The 17,481-nt window shown below is 72.4% G+C and carries 14 protein-coding genes, 1 pseudogene and 1 riboswitch; of the genes and pseudogenes, 8 read left to right on the top strand and 7 right to left on the bottom strand.

From position 1 onward, the window contains the following. Window positions 1–117 precede the first annotated feature (117 nt). A pseudogene (locus IG74_RS46245) lies at window positions 118–596 on the bottom strand (pyridoxamine 5'-phosphate oxidase family protein). Between the two features lie 163 nt (window positions 597–759). On the opposite strand from IG74_RS46245, the gene IG74_RS0125245 reads away from it, so the two are divergent. The 3 genes from IG74_RS0125245 (at window position 760) to IG74_RS0125235 (ending at window position 3,806) form a co-directional block, all read left to right on the top strand. Next, the gene (locus tag IG74_RS0125245; protein ID WP_030681651.1) at window positions 760–1,545 is read left to right on the top strand and encodes a class II aldolase/adducin family protein; all 786 of its coding nucleotides are present in this window, start codon (window positions 760–762) and stop codon (window positions 1,543–1,545) included. Between the two features lie 244 nt (window positions 1,546–1,789). Further along, window positions 1,790–3,055, top strand: coding sequence for a hypothetical protein (locus tag IG74_RS0125240; RefSeq protein WP_030681649.1), 1,266 nt, complete (start codon window positions 1,790–1,792; stop codon window positions 3,053–3,055). 223 nt (window positions 3,056–3,278) lie between these two features. Next, window positions 3,279–3,806, top strand: a complete 528-nt coding sequence (locus IG74_RS0125235) for a DoxX family protein (protein WP_030681645.1) — start codon at window positions 3,279–3,281, stop codon at window positions 3,804–3,806. On the opposite strand, the gene IG74_RS0125230 is transcribed toward IG74_RS0125235, so the two are convergent. Continuing rightward, window positions 3,803–4,087: a hypothetical protein gene (locus IG74_RS0125230; RefSeq protein ID WP_051855351.1), complete on the bottom strand. Its 285-nt coding sequence runs from the start codon at window positions 4,085–4,087 to the stop codon at window positions 3,803–3,805. The genes IG74_RS0125235 and IG74_RS0125230 overlap by 4 nt on opposite strands. Next, on the bottom strand, window positions 4,074–5,402 hold the full coding sequence (locus IG74_RS0125225; protein ID WP_030681641.1) for a PspC domain-containing protein: 1,329 nt from the start codon (window positions 5,400–5,402) through the stop codon (window positions 4,074–4,076). The genes IG74_RS0125230 and IG74_RS0125225 overlap by 14 nt, the downstream gene beginning before the upstream one ends. Before the next feature lie 171 nt (window positions 5,403–5,573). On the opposite strand from IG74_RS0125225, the gene IG74_RS0125220 reads away from it, so the two are divergent. Next, window positions 5,574–6,860: a PspC domain-containing protein gene (locus IG74_RS0125220; RefSeq protein ID WP_030681637.1), complete on the top strand. Its 1,287-nt coding sequence runs from the start codon at window positions 5,574–5,576 to the stop codon at window positions 6,858–6,860. Then, window positions 6,857–7,591, top strand: coding sequence for a LuxR C-terminal-related transcriptional regulator (locus IG74_RS0125215; protein ID WP_030681634.1), 735 nt, complete (start codon window positions 6,857–6,859; stop codon window positions 7,589–7,591). The genes IG74_RS0125220 and IG74_RS0125215 overlap by 4 nt, the downstream gene beginning before the upstream one ends. A 54-nt stretch (window positions 7,592–7,645) precedes the next feature. On the opposite strand, the gene IG74_RS0125210 is transcribed toward IG74_RS0125215, so the two are convergent. After that, entirely contained in the window at window positions 7,646–8,734 is a 1,089-nt protein-coding gene (locus IG74_RS0125210; protein WP_030681631.1) for a C40 family peptidase, read from the bottom strand. Between the two features lie 364 nt (window positions 8,735–9,098). Between IG74_RS0125210 and IG74_RS0125205 the strand changes: the two genes are divergently transcribed. Further along, the gene (locus IG74_RS0125205; RefSeq protein WP_030681628.1) at window positions 9,099–9,452 is read left to right on the top strand and encodes a hypothetical protein; all 354 of its coding nucleotides are present in this window, start codon (window positions 9,099–9,101) and stop codon (window positions 9,450–9,452) included. Between the two features lie 130 nt (window positions 9,453–9,582). Here IG74_RS0125205 and IG74_RS0125200 read toward each other — a convergent pair whose 3' ends face one another. Beyond that, on the bottom strand, window positions 9,583–10,857 hold the full coding sequence (locus IG74_RS0125200) for a C40 family peptidase (RefSeq protein ID WP_030681625.1): 1,275 nt from the start codon (window positions 10,855–10,857) through the stop codon (window positions 9,583–9,585). A 7-nt stretch (window positions 10,858–10,864) separates the two neighbouring features. Further along, a riboswitch (cyclic di-AMP (ydaO/yuaA leader) is annotated at window positions 10,865–11,021 on the bottom strand. Window positions 11,022–11,297: 276 nt separating this feature from the next. On the opposite strand from IG74_RS0125200, the gene pcrA reads away from it, so the two are divergent. Beyond that, window positions 11,298–13,760, top strand: a complete 2,463-nt coding sequence (gene pcrA, locus IG74_RS0125195) for a DNA helicase PcrA (RefSeq protein WP_030681622.1) — start codon at window positions 11,298–11,300, stop codon at window positions 13,758–13,760. Between the two features lie 148 nt (window positions 13,761–13,908). On the opposite strand, the gene IG74_RS0125190 is transcribed toward pcrA, so the two are convergent. Together IG74_RS0125190 and IG74_RS0125185 are read right to left on the bottom strand one after the other, a co-directional pair. Beyond that, complete coding sequence (locus tag IG74_RS0125190; RefSeq protein ID WP_030681619.1) at window positions 13,909–15,462, bottom strand: M23 family metallopeptidase; 1,554 nt, start codon at window positions 15,460–15,462, stop codon at window positions 13,909–13,911. Window positions 15,463–15,800: 338 nt separating this feature from the next. After that, the gene (locus IG74_RS0125185) at window positions 15,801–16,655 is read right to left on the bottom strand and encodes an esterase/lipase family protein (RefSeq protein WP_030681617.1); all 855 of its coding nucleotides are present in this window, start codon (window positions 16,653–16,655) and stop codon (window positions 15,801–15,803) included. 388 nt (window positions 16,656–17,043) lie between these two features. Here IG74_RS0125185 and IG74_RS0125180 point away from each other — a divergent pair, with 388 nt between their 5' ends. Next, window positions 17,044–17,460, top strand: a complete 417-nt coding sequence (locus IG74_RS0125180) for a cobalamin B12-binding domain-containing protein (RefSeq protein ID WP_030681615.1) — start codon at window positions 17,044–17,046, stop codon at window positions 17,458–17,460. The last annotated feature ends 21 nt before the right edge of the window (window positions 17,461–17,481 follow it).

Raw genomic sequence — 17,481 nt, 5'->3', positions numbered from 1 at the left:
GTCGGTCCGGGCCGCACGGCCCGCCCGCGCCCCCAGGCCTGAACGCCGGTGCCGCCGCCCCCGCAGGGGACGGCGGCACCGGCGTTCTCACGTCCGCCGCCCTCACGTCCGCCGCCCTCACGTCCGCCGTGTCGTGCGCACCGGCTGCCCCGGCTTCCACACCTGCACGGCCAGATACTTGTCGTCCTCGATGAACGTCCGCACGACCTCCGTCAGCTCCACCCGGAACAGATGGAACGCCGACGGATCCGGCGGCCGCACCTCGTCCGCGTACAGCTTCACCGTCTCCGGGTCGCGCACCTCCACCGCACGACCGGAGATGCGCACGTCCCCGCCGCCCATCTCCGTGCCGGAACCCAGGTTCGCCTGGAGCGTGCACCGCGGATCGCGCCGCAGGTCCAGCGCCTTGAGCGAGCCCGGCATCATCCCCAGCCACAACTCGCCGTTCAGGAAGCGGACTTCGATGCCCGACGTGCGCGGCACCCGTCCTTGCGCAGCGTCGCCAGGGTGTGGTGCGTGAACTGCCCGAAGCGCTCCTCGACCGTCCGGGCCAGCTCGGGTTCCGACGTCGCGAACGCTTTCCAGTTGCCTGTCATAGCGACAGTCTGACGCCGAAACCAGACACCTCCTGTCGCCCTTTACGGGCCGCCGCGCCACCGCCCGGCGCGTCCGGCTCCAGACTCTCTTCACAGAAGGCCCCTGTCGCCCTTCGCTGACCGGCGGTAACTTCCGCTCCGTACGACCAGGGACGGAGGACAGATGCGGGCGCCCACACCCATACCCGTCGAGCGGCTCCAGTTCGCGATGCCCCCGGTGCACGACACGCCGGAGGACGAACGGCGCCACCGCAAGGAGCGGCTCGCCGGCGCCCTGCGCGTCTTCGGCCGCCTCGGCTACGAGGACGGCGTCTCCGGCCACATCACCGCGCGCGACCCCCAACACCCGGACTGCTTCTGGGTGAACCCCTTCGGCATGCCCTTCAAGCACATCACCGTCAGCGACCTCGTCCTCGTCAACGCGGCGGGTCAGGTCGTCGAGGGGCGCCACCACGTCAACCAGGCCGCGTTCGCCGTCCACGCCGAGGTCCACAGGGCCCGGCCCGACGCCGTCGCCGTCGCCCACTGCCACTCCGTGCACGGCCGCGCCCTCGCCGCCCTCGGCGAACTCCTCGAACCCCTCACCCAGGAGTCCTGCGCCTTCTACGAGAGCCACGCCCTGTACGACGCCTACACGGGCGTCGCCGTGGACGCCGACGAATGCCGCCGCGTCGCCGCCGCCCTCGACGACCACAAGGCGCTCATCCTGCGCAACCACGGGCTGCTCACCGTGGGCGGCTCCGTCGACGCCGCCGCCTGGTGGTTCATCTCCATGGAGCGCTCCAGCCAGGTCCAGCTCACCGCCCGCGCCGCCGGGCGCCCGGTCCTCATCGGGCACGACGAGGCGGTGCGGACCCGGGACCAGCTCGGCGGCGACCTCGTGGCCTGGATCAACTACCAGTCCCTGTGGCAGGACATCAGCCGCGCCGAACCCGATCTGCTCGCCTGAACCCGCCGGACGACGGGCGCCCCGCCCGCGGCGACCCACCGCCCGTCCGGGCCCGCGTTGACCCCGCGTCAACACGCGTGCCCCCGGTCCACCCCCGCTGACCTGACCCGCGGAACGCGCACAGGCGTCCGTACGGCACAATTCCCAGTCATTGCAAGGTAGTTCGCGGGCGCGTGGGTGGCGGCAGAGCCGGTCACGGGTTCGATCACGGCCTCGGCCGAGGGCGGGGAAGGCGGGGTACGCGGTGGCGGTGCAGGAAGCCAGGCAGAGCACGCACGGGGGTGGCTGCACGTGCGGGGACTGCCCGCACGGCGCACGCGAGGGGCATCGGCGCGCCGTGGCCGCGTTCCTCGCCAAACGCGACGAGTTGGCGGCCGGGCAGGGCGTGCCCGCGGCCGTCGTCCACTCGGCGGGCGCGTCCCGCCAGTGGGTGTCGGACGAGCTGACCCAGTCCGCCAAGGCCGTCGCCGAACGCGGGCGCGCCGAGGGGGCGGCCTGGCTCACCCGGCTGTGGCGGTACACCCTCGCCGCCGTCTGGGCGGGCGTCGTCGCGCTGCTGCTCGTCCAGGCGCTCACGGCCGTCGGCACCGGCTGGACGGACACGCGCACGGCCGGACTGCTCGCGGCGCTCGCCATGGCCTTCCTGCTGTCCGGCGCCGCATATCTGCACCGCGCGCGCGGCGGCGTGCTCGCGCCCGTCATCGGTGAGGACAACCGCCTGTCCACCTCGCGCGCGGTCGCCGCCTCCTGGGTGCTGCTCGTCGTCTTCGCCGTGCTCGTCCTCGCGGGTGAACTCGCCGCGGCCTCCGGCGACGACCGGCGTGACGCCCTCATCGACGGCCTCCAACTCGACCGCGCCGCGGGCCTGGTGACCGTCCTCGCCGTCGTCTGCGCCGTCGCCGTGCTCGTCCGCCGCGTCGTGGGCCTCAGGGTCCTCGGACAGAAGCTGCAGAAGGTGCGCGCCGACCGGCCGAGGGCCGCCGACCTCCTCACCGACGACTCGGGCCGCGGCCACTTCGCGGACGCCCAGTACCTCCTCGTCAGCACCGCAGCCGCCGTCTTCGTCGCCGTTCGGCTCGCCCGCCGTCCCGAGCAGCTGCCCGACCTGCCCTGGGGCCTCGCCCTCCTCGTGCTCGTATCGGCCGCCACATACGTGGCGGGCAAGTACTCCGAGGGCGGCCGACCCGTGATCCTGTCCGTCGTCCGCGCCCGCGAGGCAGGCGATCTGGACGCGCCGATCCGCACCGGCGACGACATCGAGATCCGCGGCGCGGGCTTCGTACCGCCCGGCGCGCAGAGCGCGGACCGGCTCGCCCGGATGGCCGTCCGCATCGGCACCGTCCACGTCCACGTGCCGCTCGTGCCGGTCGCCGGGGGCTTCACCAACCCCTCGGACACCGTCCTGACCGTGCCCGTACCCGTCGACGTCGAGCCCGGCCGCGTCGACGTCCAAGTGATCACGGCGGCTGGTGTCGAGACCAACCGCTGCACCATCGACGTGACGGACTGACCGCCCCGCCGCACCAGCTTCCGCACGGACCGCGCGACACACCGCCCCGCGGCCCGCACCGCGTCGAACGGACGCATGCGCTCCCCCTTCCGCAGGCCCGGAACCGCCGACCCCCAGTGGTTTCCGGGCACACCTCACGGAATCCGCCGCACGCCACTGAGCGGCGACTCCCTTTCCTACGTATCGTCAGTTGACGGCTCAACGGGAGAGGCGGCGGACAGCCATGGTCCACGGCATGCGCACGGACACCCACGGCGGCTATGCCCGGCGGAACGACTGGCGGGACAACGCCACCCGCTACGCCCTGCTCCCGTTGAGGATCTTCCTCGGCGTCACCTTCATCTACGCGGGCCTGGACAAGCTGACCGACAGCGCCTTCATGAAGGCGAGCGGCGCCGGCTCGATCGGCGACCAGATGCGCAACATCCGCGACATCTCCGCCATCCCCGAGCTCGTCGACCTGGCCCTGAAGAGCCCCGTCGGCTTCGGCTACGCCATCGCCCTCGGCGAACTGGCCGTCGGCATCGGCACCCTCATCGGCCTGCTCGCCCGGATCGCCGCGCTCGGCGGCGCGCTGATCTCGCTCAGCCTCTGGCTGACCATGAGCTGGTCCGCCGAGCCGTACTACTACGGCAATGACCTCGCCTACTTGATGGCCTGGCTGCCGCTCGTGCTTGCCGGGGCGGCCTTCCTCTCCGTCGACGCCTGGCTCGCCCAACGCCGCGGCGCGTCCGGGCTGCGCCTGCGCTAGCCCCGGTCCGACTCGCCCGCGTCGGCCGCGTGCGTTTCGCCCGGGTCCACGGGGCGCGGTCCGTCCGCGCGGCCGCCGGTGCTGAGCCCGCGGCCCTTGCGTATGCCGTGGGCCAGGGTCGCCGTGGCGCCCGCGAGGCACAGACCTCCCGTCATGATCGGGATGATCACGAACCAGGGCGTGTCCCACAGACCGCCCGCGTCGCCCGCGTAGACGAGCCCGGCGACCGCCACGAAGAAGCCCGCGACCAGCCGGCCCGGCTGGAGCTCATGACGCAGCACGTGCCACCTCCGCCTGTCCGACGCCGACCTCGAGCCGCAGGTCGAGCGCGCCTTCGGCCTTGACGCCCGCGGGCGGGTCCAGCGTCACCTTCTTGTGCTTGTCGGGGGCGATGTCCACGTCCTGACTGTCGTCGCTGGGCAGCTGGATGTCCCCGACACCCACCTCGATCCTCAGGTCCACCTTGGCGTCCTCGGGCACGATCACCTTCAGCTTCCCGGCGCCCACCTCCGCCCGCGTGCGCACCGTCTGGTCCTTGCGGAGGTCGACCCGGCTCAGGTCCAGGGTGGCGACGCCCGTCCCCAGCTCGTACCGCGGGCGGACGTCCGAGGCCGTGGCCGGGGTCCAGTCCTTGCGTATCCAATCCGTCGTGATGTTCTTCGGCAGGGCCGCGGAGGTGGCGACGAGGGCGGCGGTGATCACCGCGAGCAGGAGGGAGCCGGCGCCCGTGCGCCCCAGGAACGAGCTGACCGCGATGCCCAGGCCGAACACGGCGAGCGCGCAGGCGAAGCCCGTCTGCAAGCTGGTACCGAGCGGCTGGTCCTCCCAGGTCAGGCCCGTGCCGAGGCCGGCCGCGAGCAGGGCGGCCAGGAACACCCAGCCACCGATCCAGCGCGGCCCGCGACGCCCGCGCGGCTCCTTGTCCAAGGGGGGCGCGCCCCACGCCGGGGTGTGCCCAGGGGCCGGCTGATACTCCACCGCGATCGGCTCCGGGCCCCAGAAGTACTTCGGCGGGCCCTCCTCGCCCACGGGGGTGCGCCACCAGGACGGGGCCCCGGTGACGGGCGGCGCCTTCGTCTCCGGCGGGGCGTCCGCGACGGCCTGCGCGGCTGCCGGGTCGGGATCCGGGGCGCCGCGCTGGCGCGACCAGTACCCCGCGCCCGCGAGGAGGATGCCGAGGACGGCCGCGAAGGTCAGCGCCCCGCCATTGCCGATCAGGGTCAGGAACACACCGCAGCCGACGAGGGCGAAGAGGACCGCTGCGAGGGCGTGGCCGTCGACGCGGGCGGTCAGCAGGCGCCGCGCCTCGTTCTCCTCCTCGCCCTCGTACGGAATGAGCAGCCACGCGAAGCCGTAGAAGACCAGGCCGAGGCCGCTCGTGACCGCGAGCACGGCCAGGCCGATGCGGAAGATCACCGGGTCCATGTCGCAGTGCCGGCCGAGGCCCGCGCACACGCCGCCCAGCCTGCGGTGCCGGGGGTCGCGGCGGAACTTCCGCTCGCGCGTGACCTCCGGACCGCCCGGCTCCTCGGCCGTCGCGGACGGATGATCGCGCGACGGGGCCCGAGGGCCCGGCGCGGGCTGCTGATCTGTCATGAGTCCATGGTGACGGCCCCGCCCCGCCCGCGGCAGTCGGGACAACCCTGGCCGAACCCTGAAATCGCCCCTGACCGTCCCCGAGCCCGCCCCTGACTGCCCGGAGATCAGGGGAGTCTCGGGGATGGACCCTGATGCCCCCGGCCCCGCCCGCGTGTGACCATCGGTGACATGCCGGAAGCCGCAGCTGTACCCATCGAAGACGAGCGGCCGCTGCGGAAGCTCTATCGCAGCGGCGAGGGCCGCCTGCTCGGCGGGGTCGCGCGCGGCCTCGCGGGCCACCTCGGGCTGCCCGTCATCTGGGTCCGGCTCATCTTCATCGGCCTGTTCACGGCGAACGGCCTGGGCGCGCTGCTGTACGCGGCCTTCTGGTTCTTCGTGCCGCTCGGCGTGGGCGGCGTCGCCGCCCAGCGCGCCGCCGTGGTGACCACGGAGACGGCCGCGGACGGCCGCCGCAGACTCGTCGCCCGCAAGCCGGACAAGGGCCAGATCGTCGCGCTCCTCGCGATGCTCGCCGTCGCCATGGTCTTCGTCGGCAGCATGGACCTCGGCGGCCCGACGAAGGCGTATCTCTGGCCGACGCTGCTCGTCGCCGCCGGTGTCGCCCTCGTCTGGCGCCAGGCGGACAACGCCCGGCGGGCCCGCTGGATGGAGGTGGGCCGCAAGCGCCGCACCCTGACGATCGCCCGGACCGCGGCCGGTGTCCTCCTCGTCGGCGTCGGCGTGTCCGGCATCTTCGTGCTGCGCGGCTCCGCGTCCGACCTGAGCGCGGCCCTGCAGGCGGCGCTCGCGGTGCTCGTCGGCATAGCGCTGCTCGCGGGCCCCTATCTCGTCCGCATGACCCAGGACCTCTCCGAGGAGCGCCTCATGCGCATCCGCGCCCAGGAGCGCGCGGAGGTCGCCGCCCACGTGCACGACTCGGTGCTGCACACCCTGACGCTCATCCAGCGCAACGCGGACAGCGCCGGGGAGGTCCGCCGCCTCGCCCGCGCCCAGGAGCGCGACCTGCGCGCCTGGCTGTACAAGCCGGAGGGCACCGGCAAGGAGGAGGCGGAGGAGCCGGACACCCTCGCCGAGGCGGTCCGGCGCAACGCCGCGGAGGTCGAGGACAAGCACGGCGTCCCCATCGAGGTGGTCGTCGTCGGCGACTGCCCGCTCGACGAGCGCCTGACGGCACAGATGCAGGCCGCGAGGGAAGCGATGGTGAACGCCGCCAAGTACGGTGGCGAGGGCGGCGCGGTGCAGGTCTTCGCCGAGGTCGAGGGGGAGACGGTCTTCGTGTCCGTCCGCGACCGGGGCCCGGGCTTCGACCTGGACGCGGTGCCGGACGACCGCATGGGCGTACGAGAATCGATCATCGGCCGCATGCAGCGCAACGGCGGTACGGCGCGGCTGCGCACGGTGCCGGGCGGCGGCACGGAAGTCGAGCTGGAGATGGAGAGGACGGCGGCGACATGAGCGACGCGACCGAAGCGAGCGGGCCCGTGGATCCGGCCGCCGGGGCAGCGGAGGCCGGGACCGGCGCCGCGCGGCGGGTGAAGGTCGTCCTGGTCGACGACCACCGGATGTTCCGCACCGGAGTGCAGGCGGAGATCGGCCAGACCGAGCGCACGGGCGTCGAGGTCGTCGGCGAGGCCGCGGACGTCGACCAGGCGGTCACGGTGATCACGGCGACCCGGCCCGAGGTCGTGCTGCTCGACGTGCATCTGCCGGGCGGCGGCGGGGTGGAGGTCCTGCGCCGCTGCGCGCCGTTGATGGTGGACGCGGAGAGCCCGGTGCGGTTCCTCGCGCTGTCCGTCTCGGACGCCGCGGAGGACGTCATCGGCGTCATCCGGGGCGGCGCCCGCGGCTATGTCACCAAGACCATCACCGGCACCGACCTGGTCGACTCGATCTTCCGGGTGCAGGAGGGCGACGCGGTGTTCTCGCCGCGCCTGGCCGGTTTCGTCCTGGACGCCTTCGCGTCGACGGACGCGGCGCCGGTCGACGAGGACCTGGACCGCCTCACCCAGCGCGAGCGCGAGGTGCTGCGCCTCATCGCGCGCGGGTACGCGTACAAGGAGATCGCCAAGCAGCTGTACATCTCCGTGAAGACGGTCGAGTCGCACGTGTCGGCGGTCCTGAGGAAGCTCCAGCTGTCGAACCGGCACGAGCTGACGAGGTGGGCGACGGCCCGACGGCTGGTCTGACAGGGGTCGCCGCACCCGCTCCCACGCGACCCTCAGGCTCCCCTCGGACCGCCCTCACGCCACCCGCGTGGCCCCCGCGAACGGCATCTGGTCGATGGGGGCCAGGCGGACCGGAGCGCTGGGGTTGGGCGCGTGGATCATCTGGCCGCCGCCCACGTAGAGGCCGACGTGGCTGATGCCGGAGTAGAAGAACACCAGGTCGCCCGGCTGGAGTTCGGAGCGCCCGACGCGACGGCCCGCGTCGATCTGGGCGTAGGTCGTGCGCGGCAGCGAGACGCCCGCAGCGCGGTAGGCGGCCTGGGTGAGGCCGGAGCAGTCGAAGGCGTTCGGGCCCGTGGCGCCCCACACGTAGGGGCTGCCGAGCGCTTTGCGGGCGTACGAGACGGCCTGTGCGGCGCGGGAGTTGGGGGCCTTCACGGCACCGGTCGGGGCCGTGCCGCGCGTGTCGGCCCGTGAGGCCCGGTCGGGGTCCGCGGCGCCGTCGCCGCCCGCGCTGTCCTCGCCGCGCTCGGTGGCGGCGAGGCGTGCCCGTTCGTCGGCGGTAAGGCGGGCGAGCAGCCGCTTGGCCTCGCCGAGCTTTCCGGTCACGGTCTTCTTGTGCTTCCTCAGGTCCGCCTGACGGGACTTGAGGTCCCCGAGGGTGTCGTCGGCCTCGGTGCGGAGCTGGTCGAGCTCCCGGACCTGCCGTCGTACGTCGGCGACCTCGGCGGCCTGGCGCCGTCCCGCGTGGTCGGCGCGGGCGGCCCGGTCGAGGAAGGCGTCCGGCTCGGCGGAGAGCGCGAGCTGGACGGACGGGTCCATGGCTCCGGTGCGGTACTGGGCGGTGGCCAGGGAGCCCAGGCCCTGGCGTGCCGAGTTGAGCCGATCCGTCTTGCGGGCGGCCTCGTCGCGCAGGTCCCGCAGCGACTCCTCGGCCCGGTCGGCCTTTTCCTTGGCGCCGTTGTACTTCTCGGTGGCGACCTCCGCCTCGCGGTAGAGCTCGTCGACCTTGGTCTTCACCTCGCCGGGGGAGAGCCGCGGCTCGGCGTGTCCGGTGCCCTCGAAGGCGGTCGCCGTGGCGGCCGACGCCAGGGCGAGGGTCGCGGCGGTACGGGCCGTATGGCCGCTGAGCGAGCGCTGCTTCGGCTTGCGGTGCTGTGCCACGGAGGCTCCACGTCCTTCCACAGTGACCAGGTCCGGTACGGCCCGCCACGGGGGTCGGGGCCGGGTCCGGCGGCGCCGCGCACAGGGGGAACGGGGCGCCGCCGGACTTCTCGGCGGTGATGTCCGGCTGCCGTCCCTGGTCCGGACGACGGTGGGGAGCCGGTCACCGGTCATGGACGCTAAACCTCGCCGTCACCGGGCCGTGACCTGTTGTGCGGAAGTGGCGCCCGCGGCCCGGTCGTGACCGGACGCGACCGCCCCGGCGGCCGGTCGGCGCCCGCTTCACCCGTTCCTGTGACCGATGTGGCGTTTGTGGCCCACCTGCCTGATGGGCGGTGATACGGGCCCGGTTAGGCTCCGCCCCATGGACGTACTCATCCATCTCTTCGTCGGCCTGCACATCATCGGCATCGCCTCGCTCCTGGGCGGCTTCCTGACCCAGATGAAGGCGATGGGTGACGGCACGGCCCGCTTCAGCCCCGCGATGCTGCACGGCGCGCTCACCATGCTGATCACGGGCGTGGCCCTGGTCGGCCTGAACCAGGCCGACGACAACGAGGTCAACAACCTCAAGATCGGCATCAAGATGGCGGTCCTCGTCGTGATCCTCGGGCTCGTGTACCTCAAGCGCGACGAGGAGAGGGTGGACAAGGCGATGTTCGGCGCGGTCGGCGCGCTGACGACGGCGAACATCTTCATCGCCGTCCTGTGGACGTAACCGCCCGCCGCCCGCCGCACGCGTGGGGGCCCGCACCCGGACCGGGTGCGGGCCCCCACGCGTATGCGCCCTCTCCGTAGAGGTCGATTTCCTGTCGCCCCGCTACGGAGACCTCAGACACCGGCCTCGGTCACGCCGGTCGGACCACGCTGTGGATCGGCATGTAGTAGATCGACTCGACGCGCACGTTCGCGCCCGGCTTCGGGGCGTGGATCATCTTGCCGTTGCCTATGTAGATCCCGACGTGGCTGATGTCGTCGTAGAAGAAGACCAGGTCGCCGCGTTCGGCGCTGGACGTGGACACCTTGGTGCCGGTCTTCACCTGGTCCCAGGTGGTGCGGGGCAGCGAGATCCCGGCGGTCTTCCACGCGGCCTGCGTGAGCCCGGAGCAGTCGTACGAACCAGGCCCGGTGGCGCCCCACACGTAGGGCTTGCCGATCTGCTTCTCGGCGAAGGCGATCACCTTCTCGGCCTTCGCGGCGTACCCGCTGTCCGTGTCCCCGGAACCGGAACCGGAGCCAGAACCGGAACCTGATCCCGAGCCGGTGCCGGTGCCGGTGCCGGTGCCGGAGCCCGACCCGGACCCCGTCCCCGAGTCCCCGGAGCCCTGGTCCGGGTCCTTGCCCTGCTCCCGCTCGCGCTCCCGCCGCTCCGCCTCCTCGGCCTTCCGTTTGCGCTCCGCTTCGGCCTGCTTGCGCGCCAGCTCGGCGGCCTTGCGCCGGGCGGCCTCCTCCTTCCGCTTCTCGATCGCGGCGAGCCGTGCCTTCTCCTCGGCGGTCAGCTTCGAAAGGAGCGTGCGGGCCTCGCCGAGCTTGGTCTGGACGGTCCGCTTGCTGGACTTCAGCTCGTCGCGGGAGTCGCTGAGCGTCTTGAGGCTCTTCGTGGCCTTCGCGCGCTGCTTGATGGCCGCCACCTGCTGCGTCTGGTAGTCGTCGACCGCCTTCTTCTGGCGGCTCGTGAGCCGGTCCGCGAGATGGTTCTGGTCGAAGAACCCCTTCGGGTCGTCGGCGAGCATCAGCGCGGCGGTCTCGGAGACGGCGCCGGTGCGGTACTGGGCGGCCGCGAACGAGCCGAGCTGCCGCCGGGCCTCGTTCAGGTTGTCCGTGCGTTCGGCGACGTCGTCCAGGAGCTTGTCGACGTGCTTGCGCTGCTTGTCGGTGCGTTCCTTGGCCGAGTTGTACTTCTGGGTGGCCACGCCCGCCTGGTGGTAGAGGTCGTCGACCTTCTTCTGGACCTCTTCGAGGCTCGGCTCGGCGGGCCCGGCCGGTGCCGAAGGGGCGGACGGCGCGGCGTTCGCGCTCTGTGACAGGAGCGCTACGGAGGTCAGCGCGGCCGTCGTGATGCCGAGTGCGGGGGCGCTGCGTGCCAGGGGGGAGCGGGTGCGCGGCTTGCGGTGCGACGCCAAGGGAGGCGACTCCTTCCGTGGACCGCCTACCGGGTTAGCTGTCGGGTTCGGGCGGTTCGGAAGGGCTGCCCTACCGGCCCGTGCGCGGTGCGCCGGGACGGATTCACCCCAAGATCATGGTGGGTCCCCGGCTCCGAACGCGTCGGACTCGGCGGAGGCCGCGCGGCCCGGCGTGGTTCGCCGGTTTGGGGGGACGTGCGGCCCGCGGAGCACGCTAGCCAACTCCTGTGGCGCGGGGGAAGATTGATGTTCGATATGCCCGATACATTTTCGTGACTTTACGCACCTCCGCGTTCTCCCCGGTGCCGCCGCGACACGGCTCACCTGCGGCGTGGCCCGGCGCGACCGCCTCGCGGCACCCCGCGGACGGAGTCGGCCGGCCCGGCGGTGGCCGGAACCCGGGGCGGGCTGTCAGTGGGGCCGCCTAGACTCGGGAGGCGATGAGCAGCCTCTTTGACGACAGCTTCCTGGCGGACCTCAAGCCCTCGCAGGGCGCTGAGGAGGAGCCCCCGCCGCCGCCCGAGGACAGCGCTCCGGAGCAGATTCCGGACGACCTGTTCGACGGGAAGTTCGACGCGCCCGCACCCCGGGACGGGTACTACCGGGACGGCGCCCCGCGCCCGGCACTCGACCCGGCGGCCCTCCTCGACGGGCTGAACGAGAACCAGCGCGCGGCGGTCGTGCACGCGGGATCCCCCCTGCTCATCGTCGCGGGCGCGGGCTCCGGCAAGACCCGCGTGCTGACCCACCGGATCGCGTACCTGCTCGCCGAGCGCGGGGTGCACCCCGGCCAGATCCTCGCGATCACGTTCACGAACAAGGCCGCGGGCGAGATGAAGGAGCGCGTCGAGCAGCTCGTCGGCCCGCGCGCGGGCGCGATGTGGGTGTCGACGTTCCACAGCGCGTGCGTGCGCATCCTGCGCCGCGAGTACAAGAAGCTGGGCTTCACGTCCTCGTTCTCGATCTACGACGCCGCGGACTCCAAGCGCCTGATGGCCCTGGTCTGCCGGGACCTGGACCTGGACCCGAAGAAGTTCCCGCCCAAGTCCTTCAGCGCCAAGATCTCGAACCTGAAGAACGAGCTGATCGACGAGGAGGACTTCGCCGCCCAGGCCGCCGACGGCTTCGAGAAGACCCTCGCCCAGGCGTACGCGATGTACCAGTCGCGGCTCCGCGAGGCCAACGCCCTCGACTTCGACGACCTGATCATGACCACGGTGCACCTCCTGCGCGCCTTCCCGGACGTCGCCGAGCACTACCGCCGCCGCTTCCGGCACGTCATGGTCGACGAGTACCAGGACACGAACCACGCGCAGTACGCGCTCGTGCGCGAGCTGGTCGGCCCCACCCCGCAGGAGGGCGAGGAGGGCGAGGCGCCCGGCGAGCTGTGCGTGGTCGGTGACGCCGACCAGTCCATCTACGCCTTCCGCGGCGCCACGATCCGCAACATCCTCCAGTTCGAGGAGGACTACTCGGACGCCACCACGATCCTCCTGGAGCAGAACTACCGCTCCACGCAGACGATCCTCAGCGCCGCCAACGCGGTCATCGAGCGCAACGAGAGCCGCCGCCCCAAGAACCTGTGGACGAACGCGGGCGCGGGCGCCGGCATCACCGGCTACGTCGCCGACACCGAGCACGACGAGGCGCAGTTCGTCGCCGACGAGATCGACCGCCTCACCGACGCGGGCGACGCGAAGGCCGGCGACGTGGCGATCTTCTACCGGACGAACGCGCAGTCGCGTGTCTTCGAAGAGATCTTCATCCGCGTCGGCCTGCCCTACAAGGTCGTCGGCGGCGTCCGCTTCTACGAGCGCAAGGAAGTCCGCGACGTCCTGGCCTATCTCCGGGTCCTCGCCAACCCGGAGGACGGCGTACCGATGCGCCGCATTCTGAACGTGCCGAAGCGCGGCATCGGCGACCGCGCCGAAGCCATGATCGACGCGCTCGCGCAGCGCGAGAAGATCTCCTTCCCCCAGGCGCTGCGGCGCGTGGACGAGGCGTACGGCATGGCGGCCCGCTCGGTGAACGCCGTCAAGCGGTTCAACACGCTCATGGAGGAGCTGCGCACCGTTGTCGAGTCGGGCGCGGGCCCGGCGGTCGTCCTGGAGGCCGTGCTCGAACGGACCGGATATCTGGCGGAGTTGCAGTCCTCCACGGACCCGCAGGACGAGACGCGCATCGAGAACCTCCAGGAACTGGCCGCCGTGGCCCTGGAGTTCGAGCAGGAGCGCCAGGAGGGCGAGGCCGGATCGCTGTCCGACTTCCTGGAGCGGGTGGCGCTCGTCGCCGACTCCGACCAGATCCCGGACGAGGAGGACGACGGCTCGGGCGTCATCACGCTCATGACGCTGCACACCGCCAAGGGCCTCGAATTCCCGGTCGTGTTCCTGACCGGCATGGAGGACGGCGTGTTCCCGCACATGCGCGCCCTCGGCCAGACCAAGGAGCTGGAGGAGGAGCGCCGCCTCGCGTACGTCGGCATCACGCGCGCGCGGGAGCGGCTCTACCTCACGCGGTCCTCGATGCGCAGCGCCTGGGGCCAGCCGTCGTACAACCCGCCGTCGCGCTTCCTGGAGGAGATCCCGGCGACCCACCTGGAGTGGAAGCGCACGGGTTCCGTCGGTGCGCCCGTCTCGTCGGGGCCCGCCGGGGGAGTGGCGTCCTCGCTGTCGTCGTCGCGCTCGCGCGCGGGGGGCGCGCAGGGCTTTGCCACGCGCCGTGCGACGGAGAAGCCGGTGGTGTCGCTCGCCGTGGGCGACCGCGTCACGCACGACCAGTTCGGCCTCGGCACGGTGGTCGGAGTGAAGGGCACGGGGGCGAACGCGGAGGCGACGGTGGACTTCGGCGCGGAGAAGCCGAAGCGGCTGCTGCTGCGGTACGCGCCGGTGGAGAAGCTCTGACCACTTCTCCGGAAGCCGGAAGCCGGAAGCCGGAAGCGGAAGCCGGAAGTCTGAAGGCTGCCGGTTGAAGTCCGAGTGACGCCTCGTGGAGGGGGCCCTGGCCGCCTCCACGAGGAGGGCGCCGGGCCGCGGCGGAGCGCGCGTCCGCCTACGTCGGGTCCAGGCCGTGGCTGCGCAGCCACGACAGGGGGTCTATCGCCGAGCCGCCGCCGGGGCGCACCTCGAAGTGCAGGTGGGGCCCGGTGGAGTTGCCGGAGTTCCCGGAGTAGGCGATGGTGTCGCCCGCCTTCACGGGGCCGTTGGAGATCTTGTGCGTGGAGAGGTGGCAGTACCACGTCTCCGTGCCGTCCTTGGCGGTCACGATGGCCATGTTTCCGTAGGCGCTGTTCCACTTCGTGGAGACGACGCCGTCGGTCGCGGCCATCACGGGGGTGCCGTACGACACCGGGAAGTCGATCCCGGAGTGCTGTGACATCCAGTTGATGCCCGCCTGGCCGTAGTACGCGCTCAGGCCGTGCTGGGAGACGGGGAGCGCGAACTTCGGGCGCAGCCGCTCCTTGCGCGCGGCCTCGGCCACCGCCTTCCGGTGCGCGGCGTCCTTCGCGGCCTTGAGGTCGATACGTTCCTGCGTACGGCTCGCGCGGTCGGCGAAGTCGCCCGCGTCGGCGGAGAGGTTGGCCAGCTGCGTGTCGAGCTTGTTGTTCGCGGCGGACGGCTGCACGGACGCGGGGTCAGGGGCGGACGCCGCCCGCGTCTCCTTGCCGTCGTCGTCGCCTCCGCTGAGGCCGCTCACCGACGCGGCGGCCACCCCGGCGACGCCCATCACGCACGCCGACGGCACGGCGACGGTGAGGAGCGCGGAACGCTTGGCGGGGGAGCGGCGCGAGCGGGTGCGGGTGCGCGAGGAGGCGGCGCGGGTGGAGCGGGGGCGCTCGTCGGGGGCGTGCTCGCTGAGGTTCGCACCCGCTTCGATGCCGCCGAGTTCTTCGCCGGGCGTGTCGTCGGGGGTGAACTCGTCTCCGCCGGTGGCCGGTTGGCCGTACGCGGCGGTCAGGGTGTCGCCGTTCTCGTAGGCGTCGCCCGGATCGGGGGCCGCACCGCCGGTGCTGTCCGTCCCGTCGGTCCCGTACGTCTCGGGCGTCGCGCCGTACGGCTCGTGGCCGCCGTCGGAGTTCCAGGCGGTGGCGTCGTACGCGCCGGTGTCGAAGACCTGGGTGGCCCACTGGCCGGTCTGCTGGGCGTCGGTCCAGGTGGGGGACCAGGCGGCGTCCGGGCCCGGCTGGGACGGGATGTCCGCGAGCTGCTGGTAGCCGCCGGTGTCCCACGCGCCCGTCGTGTCGTGGCTGCCCGTGTCGTACGGGGAGAGGCCCTGCGGGGCGCTGAACCCGTCGTGGCCCGGGGGCTGCTGGCCCGCCGCGGCCCACTGGCCGGTGTCGTAGGCCTGGCCGGGAAGCTCGCCGAAGAGCGGGTCGGAGGGGAAACCTCCGCCGACCGCGAATCCGGAGCCGGAAGTGTCGAAGACGCCCGTGCCGTCATACGCACCTGGGGCGTTGAACCCGGTGGCGGTGAAGCTTCCGGTGGCGTAGCCGTCGTACCCGTAGCCGACGTGCTGCGCGCTCTGGTCGTAGGAACCGTAGGGAGCGTAGTCGGCGTCGGGTGCCGGGGCCGGAGCGGGGGTCCCCGGCGGGTGACGGTCGTTCACCAACTTCTCTTTCGCCTCGACAGCATGGGGGCTGGCAGCGCAGTGCCGCGACTGTACCCGGCGGTATGCGGGCGCGACAATCTTCGGCAGGTTCCGTGCTCGCAGGAAACGGGCATTCGGCCGCCTTTCGGCGGACTGCGGGCACAGGCTTGGCCTGGCGTTCGAGGAGTGTTCGAGGTCAGAGGTGTGGGGATCCCGTGTGCGCGCCCCGGCGGGCCCTCCGGCCGTCGTCGTGAGGGGCCGGGTGGTCCGGGGGCGCGGTCCGGGGCGCGACGGACGTGTCTGTCCGCCGCTCTCGTACCGTCGCGCCCGGACCGCCCGTCTTCGAACCGTGCGGGTCAGGCGACCGTCAGACCGTCCGCCGACGCCGGGGTGTCGGCGGCCGGCTTCGTGAGGTCGAGCGCCTGCCGGATCGCCGTGGCGACGGCGGGATGCACCGGCAGGGCGAGGTGCCCGATGCCGGAGACGCGCACGTTCTGCGCGACCAGGTCGGGATGGTCGACGCAGGCCGTCTCGACCGGGTCCATCAGCTGGTCCAGCTCGCTCCAGAAGCTCACGAACTGCGTACGGCAGCCTGGCGCGGGCTCCCGCAGCTCCTCGATCACGTCCGATCCCGGCCGCATCTGGCGGACGATCGGGTGCGCGTCCGCCAGCGGCACGACGCGGGTGCCCGTGTGCGGGGTGCCGAGGGTGACCAGCGTGCGGACGCGGGCGTCGCCGCCGAGCCGCTGCGCGTAGTAGCGGGCGATGAGGCCGCCGAGGCTGTGGCCGACGATGTCCACGCGCTCGTGTCCCGTGCGCTCGCAGATCTCCTCCACATGGCGGCCGAGCAGCTCGGCGGCCTTGCGGATGTCGCAGGTCAGCGGCGAGTAGTTGAGGGATTCGAGGTGCTGTCTGCCGTGCTGCGCCAGGCTGCGGCGCAGCAGGACGAACACGGAGCGGTTGTCGATGAAGCCGTGCAGGAGCAGGACCGGGGGCTTGTCCCGCGTCGGCAGCCGTGGGGCGTCGGGGGGTGGCGGCGGTGGGGCCGCGCGCCTCTCCTGGACGATGCCCGAGGGATACAGCAGCAGGTGCCCGGCGAGGATCGCGAGCTCCAGGGCTGTTGCCTTCAGCAGGGCGATGGGGAGTCCCGCCAGTCTCGCGGGCAGCAGTGCTCCGCAGAGGCGAAAGGGCTGGACCCTCGTGAGCGTCATGTCGACCTCCCGGTCGGCACACGGGGAGACACCCTTGTCCCCCGTGTGCCCCTCAGGGGAAGCCGTGACCGAGGCATGACGAACCACGATGCGTCGCACCGCGGGCGATGCGCCGCCGCTACCATGCCGTGCGGCTGACGGCATGGTGGCGCGGCGGCCTCGCAGCGGCTCCCCTCGCGCGGCCCCCGGCTTCTCGCCCCGTGAATCGGGGGCGGCGCGCAGCGAACGTGTCCCACCGTGTGATTTCCCCCTCCCTCTCCACCACGAAACGGCGTGCTGCGGGATGCTGGCGATAACGTTCGTTCACCTACCCGGCCGGTGCGGCGCGGGGTATCCGTGCTGGGACAGCGGGATTTCCGTACATGGACGTCGGTACATGGAGGCAGTGATGGGTGTGGGAGCCGGTCCGATCCGCGTGGTGGTCGCCAAGCCGGGGCTCGACGGCCACGATCGCGGGGCCAAGGTGATCGCGCGGGCCCTGCGCGACGCCGGCATGGAGGTCATCTACACCGGCCTGCACCAGACGCCCGAGCAGGTCGTCGACACGGCCATCCAGGAGGACGCCGACGCGATCGGCCTGTCCATCCTGTCCGGGGCGCACATGACGCTGTTCGCCCGCGTCATCGAGCTCCTGAAGGAGCGCGACGCGGCGGACATCCAGGTCTTCGGCGGCGGGATCATTCCCGAGGAGGACATCCCGCCGCTCAAGGAGATGGGCGTCGCGGAGATCTTCACGCCCGGGGCGACGACCACAGCGATCGTGGAGTGGGTCCGGGAGAACGTGCGGCAGCCCAGCGAGGCGTAGGCCCGCGCGGTCCTCGGCCAG

The organism is Streptomyces sp. NRRL B-1347, from assembly GCF_000720325.1.
In the GTDB taxonomy this organism is placed as follows: Bacteria; Actinomycetota; Actinomycetes; order Streptomycetales; family Streptomycetaceae; genus Streptomyces.
Note: the sequence above shows the minus strand (reverse complement) of the source record. Positions and strands in the feature narration are given on the sequence as shown.

Excerpts from the sequence above, each read along its gene's own strand:
- IG74_RS0125245 (WP_030681651.1), top strand. The coding sequence starts at position 760 with ATGCGGGCGCCCACACCCATACCCGTCGAGCGGCTCCAGTTCGCGATG.
- IG74_RS0125235 (WP_030681645.1), top strand. The coding sequence starts at position 3,279 with ATGGTCCACGGCATGCGCACGGACACCCACGGCGGCTATGCCCGGCGG.
- IG74_RS0125225 (WP_030681641.1), bottom strand. The coding sequence starts at position 5,402 with ATGACAGATCAGCAGCCCGCGCCGGGCCCTCGGGCCCCGTCGCGCGAT.
- IG74_RS0125220 (WP_030681637.1), top strand. The coding sequence starts at position 5,574 with ATGCCGGAAGCCGCAGCTGTACCCATCGAAGACGAGCGGCCGCTGCGG.
- IG74_RS0125215 (WP_030681634.1), top strand. The coding sequence starts at position 6,857 with ATGAGCGACGCGACCGAAGCGAGCGGGCCCGTGGATCCGGCCGCCGGG.
- IG74_RS0125205 (WP_030681628.1), top strand. The coding sequence starts at position 9,099 with ATGGACGTACTCATCCATCTCTTCGTCGGCCTGCACATCATCGGCATC.
- pcrA (WP_030681622.1), top strand. The coding sequence starts at position 11,298 with ATGAGCAGCCTCTTTGACGACAGCTTCCTGGCGGACCTCAAGCCCTCG.
- IG74_RS0125185 (WP_030681617.1), bottom strand. The coding sequence starts at position 16,655 with ATGACGCTCACGAGGGTCCAGCCCTTTCGCCTCTGCGGAGCACTGCTG.
- IG74_RS0125180 (WP_030681615.1), top strand. The coding sequence starts at position 17,044 with ATGGGTGTGGGAGCCGGTCCGATCCGCGTGGTGGTCGCCAAGCCGGGG.